Annotated in this window: 9 protein-coding genes; 2 read left to right on the top strand and 7 right to left on the bottom strand. The window is 39.8% G+C overall.

Annotation, left to right across the window (positions count from 1 at the left end; translation table 11 throughout):
- The first annotated feature begins 7 nt into the window (after positions 1-7).
- Positions 8-2,059 (top strand): conjugal transfer protein MobC, encoded by a 2,052-nt coding sequence (mobC, locus tag ACZZZK_RS04715; protein ID WP_463483129.1) that lies wholly within the window; start codon positions 8-10, stop codon positions 2,057-2,059.
- A 25-nt stretch (positions 2,060-2,084) separates the two neighbouring features.
- On the opposite strand, the gene ACZZZK_RS04710 is transcribed toward mobC, so the two are convergent.
- Complete coding sequence (locus ACZZZK_RS04710) at positions 2,085-2,432, bottom strand: hypothetical protein (RefSeq protein ID WP_463483128.1); 348 nt, start codon at positions 2,430-2,432, stop codon at positions 2,085-2,087.
- Positions 2,433-2,723: 291 nt separating this feature from the next.
- Here ACZZZK_RS04710 and ACZZZK_RS04705 point away from each other — a divergent pair, with 291 nt between their 5' ends.
- Positions 2,724-3,230, top strand: coding sequence for an RNA polymerase sigma factor (locus tag ACZZZK_RS04705; RefSeq protein WP_463483127.1), 507 nt, complete (start codon positions 2,724-2,726; stop codon positions 3,228-3,230).
- 168 nt (positions 3,231-3,398) lie between these two features.
- Here the strand turns inward: ACZZZK_RS04705 and ACZZZK_RS04700 are convergent, their stop codons facing one another.
- The 6 genes from ACZZZK_RS04700 to ACZZZK_RS04675 all read right to left on the bottom strand — a co-directional run bounded on the left by ACZZZK_RS04700 (position 3,399) and on the right by ACZZZK_RS04675 (position 11,755).
- Positions 3,399-3,629 carry an RNA polymerase sigma factor gene (locus tag ACZZZK_RS04700; RefSeq protein ID WP_463483126.1) on the bottom strand — a complete coding sequence of 77 codons (231 nt, stop codon included), beginning with the start codon at positions 3,627-3,629 and terminating at the stop codon, positions 3,399-3,401.
- Positions 3,630-3,663: 34 nt separating this feature from the next.
- Positions 3,664-3,900, bottom strand: coding sequence for an RNA polymerase sigma factor (locus ACZZZK_RS04695; RefSeq protein ID WP_463483125.1), 237 nt, complete (start codon positions 3,898-3,900; stop codon positions 3,664-3,666).
- 485 nt (positions 3,901-4,385) lie between these two features.
- Complete coding sequence (gene uxuA, locus ACZZZK_RS04690) at positions 4,386-5,561, bottom strand: mannonate dehydratase (RefSeq protein ID WP_463483124.1); 1,176 nt, start codon at positions 5,559-5,561, stop codon at positions 4,386-4,388.
- Positions 5,562-5,897: 336 nt separating this feature from the next.
- The gene (locus ACZZZK_RS04685) at positions 5,898-7,943 is read right to left on the bottom strand and encodes an alpha-glucuronidase (protein WP_463483123.1); all 2,046 of its coding nucleotides are present in this window, start codon (positions 7,941-7,943) and stop codon (positions 5,898-5,900) included.
- Positions 7,944-10,568 carry a glycoside hydrolase family 3 C-terminal domain-containing protein gene (locus ACZZZK_RS04680; protein WP_463483122.1) on the bottom strand — a complete coding sequence of 875 codons (2,625 nt, stop codon included), beginning with the start codon at positions 10,566-10,568 and terminating at the stop codon, positions 7,944-7,946.
- Positions 10,569-10,666: 98 nt separating this feature from the next.
- Positions 10,667-11,755, bottom strand: coding sequence for an endo-1,4-beta-xylanase (locus tag ACZZZK_RS04675; RefSeq protein WP_463483121.1), 1,089 nt, complete (start codon positions 11,753-11,755; stop codon positions 10,667-10,669).
- Positions 11,756-12,258 lie beyond the last annotated feature (503 nt).

Here is a 12,258-nt window from a genome sequence, read left to right as displayed (position 1 = left end):
TGAAACTATGAATACCGGAGAAGACGGCCAAGGCCTGAGAAAAATTTTAGACTTGAGTAGAATGATTGCAGTTTTTCTTTTATTTATGCACTTCTACCTTAAATTTTACAAACTATTTGCTGGCCTTGGGTGGCGATCTGGCGTGTCCGATGGATTCTTAACCCATCTTTCCAGAATTGAACTTTTTCAGGGCTGGACACTGATCAAGGTCGCTGCATTGATTTTTATCTCTATTTCGCTTTTGGGTGTAAAAGGTAAGAAGGATGAACAGATAAAATTCCCCCGCATTTTAATGGTCGTAGGGATTGGCTTGTTACTCTACTTCGGTTCTATTGTGATCTTACTATTTCCTTTCCATGATTTTATACTAGGCATAGTTTACATGATTTTGGTGACACTTGGTTTTCTGATGTTTATTGCTGCAGGTACTTGGTTGTCTAGAATCATAAAAGACGCACTTGAAAAAGATATCTTCAATACCGAAAATGAAACCTTCCCTCAGGAAGAGCGTTTATTGCAAAATGAATACTCTGTAAACCTTCCAGCCGTATACCGTTACAAGGGCAAAAACCGCAATAGCTGGATTAATCTGATCAATCTCTTCAGGGGATTACTAGTCGCGGGTACTCCTGGCGCCGGTAAGTCCTATTTCGTCATCAGGCACTTGATCGATCAGCTTATGGGAAAGGGATTCAGTATGTTTTTATACGATTTTAAGTATGATGATCTTTCTGTTATCGCCTATAATTCGCTTTTGAAATATGCTGATCAATTTGAGGTCAAACCCAAATTTTATGTTATTAATTTTGATGATCTCAACAGGACCCATAGATGTAACCCCCTGGATCCGGCGGCGATGTCAGATATAACAGATGCCACCGAAGCTAGCCGCACCATCATGATGGGCCTCAATCGGGACTGGATTAAAAAACAAGGTGACTTTTTCGTAGAGAGTCCTATAAATTTTCTCACCGCTATTATCTGGTACCTGAAGAAATATAAAAATGGAAAATATTGCACCCTGCCGCATGTAATCGAATTAATGCAGGCAGATTATGATCAGCTTTTTACTGTCTTGCAACAAGAAGAAGAGATAAAGGTATTGATTAACCCATTCATCAGTGCCTGGAAAAACGAGGCCATGGCACAACTGGAAGGACAGATCGCCTCGGCGAAGATTGGATTGGCAAGATTATCTTCACCACAATTATATTATGTTTTAAGTGGAAACGATTTTACACTTGACGTAAATAATCCGGATGAGCCTAAAATTGTATGTGTTGGAAACAATCCACAAAAACTTCAAGTCTATGGTGCCGTGCTCTCGCTCTATATATCCAGGATGATTAAACTCGTTAATCAAAAGGGGAAACTTAAAAGCGCGCTTATTTTCGATGAGTTCCCGACTATCTTTTTCAATAATATTGATAGCCTTATTGCAACCGCCAGAAGCAACAAGGTCGCCACTGCACTGGCCGTTCAGGATTTTAGTCAGCTTAAAAAGGATTATGGTGCTGAACAATCTGAAGTGATAACAGGAATAGTGGGCAATATCATTTCGGGACAGGTTACCGGTAACACTGCGAAGACATTGAGTGAAACTTTCGGCAAGATCATGCAGGACCGGCGGAGCAAAAGCATCAATAGCAGTGACGTTTCCATTTCACAAAGCACACAACTTGATTACGCAATCCCTGCCTCAAAAATTGCCGCGCTATCCTCCGGGGAATTTGTTGGAATGGTTGCGGATAATCCTGATGAAAAAATACAACTCAAAATGTTTCATTCGGCGATTCAAAATAACCATGAGTCTATAGCCAAAGAGGAACTGGGATATCGCCCGATTCCAGTCGTCAGACAAGTCAGTGAAAATGAGATTAAAGAAAATTACGATAGCATCAAAGTTCAAGTCGCTCAGTTACTAAAGGAGGAAACTGATAGAAACCCCAATAATCTTAAATCACAGCAAGAACAGTTAAAAAAAGAAAAAAGAACCAAGGTTCAATCCAAAAAGAATAAACAGCAGAATGTGTCAAAAGCCGGAAGTGTTTCAATGTAGGCTGCTATTTAAGTACTGCTATAGATCACGTTTTTTGGAAATAGACACGACTACCTTCAAACCAGAAATTCATATCCCCATATTGTTCATCATGGACTTGAATTTGTTTTTTTATCGGTACGCCTACCTCTTTTAGTGCTTGGATAATTTTTCTCTGGATTCTCAAAAGTTCACTCGGTAATTTGTCTTTTTTGCCAGTGATTTCTTTGATTTTGGAATGATGATTTATCGCGATTTGAATATCTTCCAAAGAGAAATTTTCTTTTTTGCTAACCCGTGCGTTTATTTTCTTTAAAGAGGTTAGCGTCGCTCGCAGTTCATTCAGCGCAAGTGATTTTTTGTAAAACTTGATTAATGTCTTTTGGAGGTTCATTTATAAAACTTTTAGGATTTGAACATTTATAAATACTTGAAGAAGAAATACAAAAATAATAAATTATTGCGCGAAGTATATAAATCGTTGCTAGGAGCGGTGCAAACCAGTTCTATAATTGAGTAGAACGTCCATCGGTACGTCTAATCCAGCATTTATAATCTCCACGAAAGAATCTGTATTTAATTAATTCAAACACTTTGCTTTGCTAAAGTGGAAACAGGAATTTATTGTTAGCTACCTCAAACCATTCCGTTGGTTAATCGTTCAACCTAAACTTAATCTGCAACTATGAACCAGACTGAATTTACTTCTACGCTTAGCAAACATTCCGAGTTCCTCTTCTCTCATGCTTATAAATTCACCAATGACGAGGATGATGCGAAAGACTTGGTACAGGAAACTTTGATCAAAGGGATGAGGTTTGCTGAAAAATTTGACGAGGGCACAAACCTCAAAGGCTGGCTCTATGTCATCATGAAAAATACATTTATAAATGAGTTCAGGAAAAACTCCAGAAAAAAGGAGCTCATCACAACGGATGATGAGATCAGTAGTGCCCACTTAACGAAAAGCGCATCAACTAATACTTCAACGACAACATTTGCAATGGAAGATATATCAAAAGCAATGGCGTCGATAAAGCCAGAGCACAGTATACCATTTCAGTTATACTTCGAGGGGTATAAATATGAAGAGATAGCTGTGCAGCTGGATATTCCTGTTGGCACTGTTAAGACACATATCCACCAGGCTAGAATAGGGCTGAAAAAATATCTGGCAATGTACAGGCCTTAAGATATCAAATCGACTAACGTTCATTCTTTTGTTTCGCGCTTTCAGTATAAGCGACTAAACTGGGCAGATTAAAGATTTACTTTTGAGATTAGAGTTAAGTAAATGCTAAAATTATCATCAACTGTAAGGACTTGGAGCCGTTAACAACCTAATTAGCTGTCTTCAGAGCTATCGATGTTCACTAAGCATTGATTTTAAGGACTTTCTTGCACAGTGGATTCTTCGTTTTACAGTTCCAACAGGTACTGATAGCAATATAGCGATTTCTTCGTATTTGTATCCCTGAAAATGGGAGAGGAATGGCTGAGAAAAAGTATTGGGCAACCTCTGCAGCGCTTTTTGGATATCTTCATTCAAAAAGCATTTTTCTGATAGATTTCGGGTAGCACAATTCAACATCGCTGGGGGTTACCTATGTCGAGACAGTCAGAAACTATCCGTATTTTTCAGACTTTTTGTAGTCATTGATATAAGCATTTTTCATGATGCTATACAGCCATCCCTTTAAATTCCCTCCATGTATGTATTTATCAGCATGAGATAAAGCTCGAAGCATGGTTTCCTGCAGGAGATCCTTAGCTGCATCGCTGTCACGGGTAAACTTTAACGCTGAGCTGGAAAGTTCACGGTATTCTTTACAAACCAATTCAGCGAATGATACCGGTTTCATACCTTACTTTTTAAGTTCCAACATTTTGACAGTTAAAGCTGATTTCATAAATTTTCCTACGAGTGCAGTTTGTTAAACCGCTTCGGTTATGATCTGTATTTTCTTGGGTGTTTTTTAACCCTATTCTTACCAATTTAAAATAAGAATCTTGAGTACAATTGATTGAAATCGTTTAGATTGAACAACAGTAAATAACTATAGTTTGCAATCTCATAAAATTCTATAGAAAATCACGTAAATATTCAATAAAAATGATTTAAGTTGGATAAACCAGAGCACGTTGACCCCGTCTGACCAGAAATAAATTTATTATAAAGTTTTGATTATCTGCCTTTAATAGAATTGGCAGAAAGGGGTCAAATGAATTGGTATATGCACTGGAGACGGTGGATGATGAAAAGTTCACCATTCTGGAAATGCATATATTGTGGCCCTCTTACTCAAATGTAATGAAGTAGGTTTCAATCCATGATAGCCTTGAAAAGTTAGCCTTTATCCTCTAGCATCATATTGATTCCGGCCTCTAAACCGCGAAGTTCTGCAAGTCCTTTCAACCGCCCAATGGCAGAATAGCCTGGGTAAAAATCTTTTGATTGATCATCCAAAATCTGATGACCGTGGTCTGGCCGCATCGGAATAGGTCTATTTTCAACTTTCATCAAATTAACAATAGCATTCATCAGCTTCGGCATGCCCGCACTGCCTTCCAGATGGTTGGCCTCATAAAAATTACCATTTTCATCCCGCTGTACACTCCGGAGGTGAAAGAAGTAGATTCGGTGACCTAACCGCTCGATCATGCCCGTAAGGTCATTATCTGCTCTAGCACCATAGGATCCGCTACAGAAACACAACCCATTCGATTTAGCTCTTACTTTATCTAAAATGAATTGAGCGTCGGCTTCGGTGCTCATTATTCGTGGCAAGCCTAGTATAGACATGGGCGGGTCATCTGGATGAATGGCCATTTGAATACCGCACGTGTCGGCAACAGGCGTAATCTCGTTTAAAAAATAGATCAGGTTGACTCTCAAAACTTCTTTGGTAATCCCCTTGTAGCCATCCAGTAATTCGGTAACCTGCCCGGCAGTGAATTGTTCTTTGCTACCCGGAAGCCCTTGAAGACAACTCGCCATTAGCTGCTTTTTGTCTTCAATCGACAAGGCCTCGAAATACTCTTCTGCCTGACTGATTTCTTCTTTCGTGTAGGAGTACAATGCATTATTGCGGTTGAGCAAGAATAAGTCAAAGGCAATGAAAGCCCTTTTTTCAAACCTCAAGGCAAGTGCTCCGCTTGGAAGAGCATATTTTAAATCAGTTCTCATCCAGTCCAAAACAGGCATGAAATTATAAGTTATTACCTTAATGCCACAACTGGCAAGGTTTTCTAAACTGTTTTTATAAGCTTTAATGTAATGTTGGTATTGGCCATTTCCTTTTTTGATATCTTCATGAACAGGTAGACTCTCCACCACTTGCCAAGACAAACCAGAAGATTCAATCTCCTCTTTTCTCTTCCGGACCTCGTCCAAAGACCAGACTTCTCCAATGGGTATATGATGCAAAGCAGTTACTACACCTGTGCATCCTGCCTGTTTAATGTAAGATAGTGTTACAATATCATCGGGGCCGTACCACCTCATTGTTTCTGTGAGTTTCATAAATAGATAATTAATTTTGATTTTTCCGCTCAAATTCGGAGCGCTGATACTGCCAAGCAGGGTAGACATTCCTACATTTTAATACGCTGGCTAATTCTTGTTTTCTGCCTATTATTTTTTGAACCGCTTTAACAATGTTTATAGCATCTAGGACGTATTTAGATTTCAATTGAACTGGTGACTCCGCAATTTTGAATCCAATTTACGGAAGGTAGCCAATTTACTTTTATCAAAATAGCCAGCGTGTGCCAATGTACTGTATTGTATTTAAATGATCATCCATTGTTTATTGCTGATTTGAAGTGAAATTTCACTGCAGGCAGCAAATGAATCAATCTACTCATAATCCCGGCTTTGGGTTAAACGCTTTAGCGCATCAAGGTCATGAATAGGTCGCTCTAATGCTAGAGGAATATCCCGCTGACTGAATTGCTGAAAATAAAGTAAACAGGCATCTTTCCAGATTTGTGCATCCCGGTTTTGGGTTCGTAATTTAGATTGTACAGCAACAAAACGGTCAGTATCGATTAAGCCTTTTGTTTTGTCCCAGGTGCGTTGAAACTCACGTACGCCTTGTAGACCAGCATCGTAGCGGTAACACATTTCAGTCCACAAATCATTTCCATTTTTTAAACGGTAGGTCCACGGCACATGATGAAACCAGAGCAAATATTCTTCTGGACAAGTCGCGACATTATTCAATTTTGAACGAAGCGGCTCATTGTACTGTTCTACGGCGTTACTACCAGAAACACTTCTGTCGAAACCAATACCTGATGTATCTGCCTTGTGATAATATACAGCAGTCCAATCCTCCCGGATTGCTTTGTTAGTAAACCAAGGAGCTGGCCCATAATGATGGCCTTCAGCAAAAATATGGTGTAATCCTAATGGCATCATATAATTAACCGCCGTCTCCCTGCTTTCCATCATCATTTCCTTAACCGGTTTCACAAAGTTTTGATCTTTAGATTTATCTGCCGTTTCTAAAAAAGTCTGCCTGATCCATTCGTCAGCGATATCGTCGCTTTTAAGTTGGTTATTCCAGGCCAATCGGCCGAAAGCATACCAGTTTGCCTGGGCAAAAATATGGCCTGTCCAATTACTGTCCAATCCTATATTAGCCACTCCGGCAATGGCAGTAAGATTTCTGTTGTCAATACTTCCGTCCGTAACTGCCCCAACAGTACTCCCTTTGCCTTTTTGATAGGTGTCGCTGTTTAAACATTCCTCCCACAATGTGGATAAAAATACCAGCTGATTTGACCATCCTAGATATTCCTGCGTGATTTGAAATTCAGGCATTACGGGTGTTTTAGTCATTGCTCCGAATAAAGGGCTAAAAGGTTCCCGGGGTTGAAAATCGAGAGGGCCGTTTTTAATCTGGATAATCACATTTTTTTTAAACTGACCATCAAATCCATGAAACTCCTTGTAAGCTTGTTTGGTCCGGTCTTCCTTGCTCGGTTCGTACACAAATGCACGCCACATCACTATACCACCAAAAGGAGCCAGGGCATCTGCCATCATATTCGCACCATCTACATGTGTTCGTCCGAAATTTTGTGGACCAGGCTGACCTTCACTATTTGCTTTAACCAAAAATCCGCCAAAGTCTGGAATCAGTTTGTAAATCTCTTTTGCCTTATCGACCCACCATTTTTTTACCTGAGGGTTTAGCGGATCTGCAGTTTTCAATTTGCCGATGGTAACTGGAGAAGAAAAATTTGCAGATAAATAAACTTGCAAGCCATAGGGACGCAAAATATCAGCAATGGCGGAAGCCCTTTTTAGATAAGGCGCTGTTAGAATTTTTGAGGAAGCATTTACGTTGTTTAATACCGTTCCATTAATCCCGATAGAGGCATTTGCCCTTCCATATTGGCTATAGCGTTCTATTTCCGAGCGGTTTAGCTCTTTGGCAGATTCGTCATTTTTCCAAAAAATAGATTTGCCGGCATAACCTCTTTCTACCGATCCATCCAGATTATCCCAATGGTTAAGAATTCTTCTGGAATAGGAGGGATTGGAAGTATAACTTCCACTAGTTTTCCCTACAAGCTGCCTTCTCAGCAGTTCAAACGCTCCGTAAAGTATGCCGAGATCTGTTTTTGCAAGTATTCTTGTGTTTTCCAATTTAAATCCATCACCGTATATGGAAGCGTCATTGCTGAATTCAAATTTTACTGTTGCACCATCTTTACCTTGCCAGCCTTTTTTAATTTCGTTTACAGCAATTTCGAGAACGGCTGATTTTTTTGAAATGTTCACGCTTACATTTTTCGCCGATTTATTCCGAAGCCAAAGGTCATGTCCATTTTCTGCCTTTGCATTCAAAAAGCCAGTAAGCATAAGCAAGAAAAGGTATTTAATATTTTTCATTTAGTTGATGTTGATGGTTTGACTGAGCATGTTTCCACTTGTTTTCAGGGTTTCGTCTGGCTGGCTTCCTCCAATAGTGAGTTTGATTGTGCCTTTCAGCGCTTTTTTATCGCCCATTTCATTTATGTAAGAAAGATCATCTGCAGATAATTCGAAATTTAACGTTTTACTTTCTCCGGGAGCAAGGCTTACTCTTTGGAAACCTTTGAGTGCTTTCCGGGCAGATTTAATTGTAGAATCGCCATGCATAACATACAATTGTGCCACTTCATCGCTCTGCATTTTTCCTGTATTGGTAAGTTTTACCGATAGATTGATGCCTTCGCCTGACTTTAGTTTTTTAGGTGCATTAAAATTTTGATACAAGAAGGAGCTGTAACTTAATCCGTAGCCAAAGCCGAATAAAGGTTTGCCTTTAAAATATCGATAAGTGCGATTTTCCATGTTATAATTGTTGAAGTCCACAAGATCCTGATCGCCTTTGTAAAAAGTTACCGGAAGCCTGCCTGAAGGGCTGAAATCGCCAAAAAGTAACTCAGCGACTGCTGTTCCGGCCGATTGCCCCCCGTACCAGGCATTTACAATGGCTGGAATATTTTCCGCCTCCCAGGGCATGGCGATGGCGCTTCCTGTCATCATTACAAAAACGACTGGCTTGCCACTGCTTTTCAATGCTTTCATTGCCCTGGTTTGTGCCTCTGGAAGCATAATTGAAGTTCGGTCACCGCCATTAAAACCAGGAACATCAACCTTCATTTCCTCACCCTCGAGCTGCGGAGAAATGCCGCCAACAAAAACAAAAGCATCCGCATCACGATGGCGTTTCACCAACGCATCAAAATCTGTTCGTTGGAATGTACCTGCGGAAAAACGGATTTTGGCACTTCCTTCGCCTTGCCAGTATTCTACTGCTATTTGATAAGTAGAATCTTTTATGGCAGCCAGTTGGTATGTTTTTGCTCCCCAACGATTCTTAGACCATGCATCCAGTACTTTCTTGCCATTCACCATCAACCTGTAACCATCGTCGCCTTCTAATTCAAAAGTTACATTTTCAGATTTTGCGGCCTTAAAGTCTGTGATATATCTGGCAGAGAAGTTATTTGCAGTTAGCCCACCATCAATTTGCTGCCCTTCCTGCCAATTATGATTTAGTGTTTTTTCCGTTTGCGTTAACACTGGCTCTCCTTTAAGGTCTGTACCTTTATAATACACTGCTTTAAAACCTGGTTTTCCTTGGCTAGAGAACTGTTTATCAATATCCATGTAATTTAGAATGGTATCACTGGCAAATGAAACTGCTTTTTCATATACCAATTGGGTGTGTGGACCAACTTTATCTTTAATCCCTGAAAGCACGGTGGTAATTTTAGATGGAATGCCATTATAGTTTCCCAGAACAGCAATTTCATTATCAGCATTAGGACCGATGACAACTAATTTCTTCAAATTTTTTCTGAGCGGTAGCGTATGGTTTTCATTTCTCAACAATACCATAGATGCTCTGGCCATTTTCAAGGCATGGGCTTTATGATCATCATTTTCCAATACGGTGATAGGGGTGTTGGCGTATTTTACCATAGAAGCAGGATCAAACATGCCGAGCCTGAAACGGATCATAAAAAGTCTTGTTACCGAAACGTCGATGTCCTTTTCGGTAATGATGCCATTTTTAACTGCCGTAAGAAGCGCTTTATAAGCATCTGTACCGCAATCTAAATCTGTTCCATGAAAGACGGCGTCTGCAGCGGCACTCGCAGCATCTTTATGGGTTTTATGGTTTTTGAAAAAATCATCTATCGCCCAACAATCAGAAGTAACATAGCCAGTAAATTTCCATTTTTTCCGTAAGATGTCAGTCATTAGCAAATCACTTCCACAACAAGGCTGACCTTGAAACGCATTATAAGCACACATTACACCTGCAACGTTCGATTTTGTTACTAACTTTTCGAAAGCGGGTAGGTAAGTATCCCAAAGATCGAATGTACTTACCTCGGCGTTGAATACATGTCGCGAGGGTTCAGGTCCGCTGTGTACGGCGTAATGTTTCGCACATGCAGCGGCTTTAAGGTATTTAGGGTCGTCTCCCTGCAATCCGCGAACGAAAGCGTCGCCTAATGTTGCGGTTAAAAATGGATCTTCGCCATAGGTTTCCTGCCCGCGTCCCCATCTCGGATCCCTAAAAATATTGATGTTTGGTGTCCAGTAGGTTAAACCCAAATAACGCTCGTTGGTACGGCCAAGTGCAAGTGCCTTATTATAAATGGCACGGCCTTCCAGAGCAGAATAGTCTGCCATTTTAGCAAGTGCTACCGGGTCAAATGTTGCCGCCATAGCGATGGCCTGCGGGTAAACCGTTACTTTGAATGGTGTACGGGCCACTCCATGAAGCGTTTCGTTCCACCAATCGTAGGCTGGAATCTTAAGTCTTGGTATGGCTGGAGCCGAATTAAGCATCTGGAGCACTTTTTCTTCCAATGTGAGTCTGGATACCAAGTCATCCACTCTTTCTTCAAAGGGTAAATTATAGTTTTCAAAAATGTATTGTTGTGCCTTAACTGAAGTTATTCCTGTTAGTAGCACAGCAAGGGATGAGATTTTTAAAAATTTTGTTAAACGCATAGTTAATTTGTTGGTACTGTATTAGCCGTCATTTTTAGGTAGGATTTTATTCTGTCATCCCATGAACAGGGAATAACTTGCTGGTGATTTGATTTTTATTAAAAATTAGTCACCTCGTAAAAAGCCTTTTTGGGTTTTAGATCTGCGTCAAACAAAAGCGGGTAGTTTTTTCTTCCCCGTCCATCTAACCAAGTATACCGATCAGAAAGATTCCAGAAAGTTACCCCAGTAATGTTTTTTCTATACTTTCTTAGTACATCAAAAATCATTTTGTATTGGCTTAACTGACGAGATTCCATCTCAGCGGTAAAAGGTGCTTTTTCTCGGTCTGAAGCGTTTGCAATGATCCTACCGCCTTGATTGCCATCGTACACTGAAACATCAAGTTCAGTAATTTGCACTTCAAGACCAAGACTTGCAAATAGTGAAATCGACTTTTCCAGTTCCTCTCGGCTGGGATGGCTCACCGACCAGTGTCCTTGCAACCCTACGCCGTGAATGGGTACACCTTTAGCCAGCAAAGCTTTAAGCATCTTGTAAATTTTATCTCTCTTTTTAGGCTGTTCTGTGTTATAATCATTATAAAATAACTTTGCTTTTGGATCTGCTTTGTGGGCATAACGGAATGCCATTTCCACGAAATCTTCACCAGCAATTTTATATAAAGGAGATTTACGGAAATAGGTCGAGTCGTCGGCAATGACTTCATTTACCACATCCCACGCATAAACATCTTTTTTGTAATGATCAACTACAGTACTAATATGCTCATCCAGTCTTTTTAGCAGCACATCTTTCGATATTTCATTTCCCTGATCATCTTTAAATAACCATCGGGGCGTTTGTGTATGCCATACAAGGCAATGTCCTCTCATTTTGATGTTGGTTTTCCTGGCAAAAGCGGCTATAGAATCACCAATTTTCCAGTTATATTCGTTTTCAACAGGATGGACCGGTCCCATTTTCATTCCATTTTCTGCAGTAACACTATTAAAATGGTTGATGATGAGTTCACTGTTTTTACCTTTAAGATCGAATTGCGTAACCGCAACACCGATGGGAAAGAAATTTTTATAATAATCTTTTAGCCCTTTTGATCCCGCTACGAAGGGTTTAAAAGCTGATAGTAACGCATAAAAAGCAATTAGGAGTGAAGAGCCCGTGAGGATCACAAATCTTTTAGTCATATTTGGTTATTTTGTATTCGCAAATTCGCCAGTTTTTAAATTTTGCAGGTGTTCATATCGCTAAAATTTGAGTACAAATGTTCTTTAAAGTTAACCCGAGTCCTGAAGCTATTTTGGCCACTTTCGTTGTCAGTTAATCGGGCAGGGTGGTTTAGTGGGAGAATTGAACATTTGTTGCCACAATTTTTACATTTAACTTCATTTCACTCGGATAATCATTCTATTTTAGCAGAAGTTCTGTAGCCAAATAAGATAAAGGCCTTATGGAATTAACCAGATATAACATTTTTCGCAACATGGAACTTCGGTTCAATTGTTACAATAAACACCATATGAGCAACAACTTTTTAAGGCATCAGCCTGCAATCTTAAATGAAAAATGTATATGCCCAATTTCAGCTTTATTTAAAAAGACAGTTCAATCATTTTCATTTCTTCGGAATACTCCAATCCAAAGATCATCACTAAATAAGGCAAAAGCTCATCACAATAAAGTATTTAGA

Source organism: Pedobacter sp. AC163 (genome assembly GCF_979258665.1).
This window is presented reverse-complemented; position numbering and strand designations above follow the sequence as displayed.

Bases quoted from the DNA above. Each gene is read 5' to 3' on its own strand.
- uxuA (WP_463483124.1), bottom strand. From the start codon at position 5,561: ATGAAACTCACAGAAACAATGAGGTGGTACGGCCCCGATGATATTGTA.
- ACZZZK_RS04705 (WP_463483127.1), top strand. From the start codon at position 2,724: ATGAACCAGACTGAATTTACTTCTACGCTTAGCAAACATTCCGAGTTC.
- ACZZZK_RS04710 (WP_463483128.1), bottom strand. From the start codon at position 2,432: ATGAACCTCCAAAAGACATTAATCAAGTTTTACAAAAAATCACTTGCG.
- ACZZZK_RS04675 (WP_463483121.1), bottom strand. From the start codon at position 11,755: ATGACTAAAAGATTTGTGATCCTCACGGGCTCTTCACTCCTAATTGCT.
- ACZZZK_RS04695 (WP_463483125.1), bottom strand. From the start codon at position 3,900: ATGAAACCGGTATCATTCGCTGAATTGGTTTGTAAAGAATACCGTGAA.
- ACZZZK_RS04685 (WP_463483123.1), bottom strand. From the start codon at position 7,943: ATGAAAAATATTAAATACCTTTTCTTGCTTATGCTTACTGGCTTTTTG.
- ACZZZK_RS04700 (WP_463483126.1), bottom strand. From the start codon at position 3,629: ATGTTGAATTGTGCTACCCGAAATCTATCAGAAAAATGCTTTTTGAAT.
- mobC (WP_463483129.1), top strand. From the start codon at position 8: ATGAATACCGGAGAAGACGGCCAAGGCCTGAGAAAAATTTTAGACTTG.
- ACZZZK_RS04680 (WP_463483122.1), bottom strand. From the start codon at position 10,568: ATGCGTTTAACAAAATTTTTAAAAATCTCATCCCTTGCTGTGCTACTA.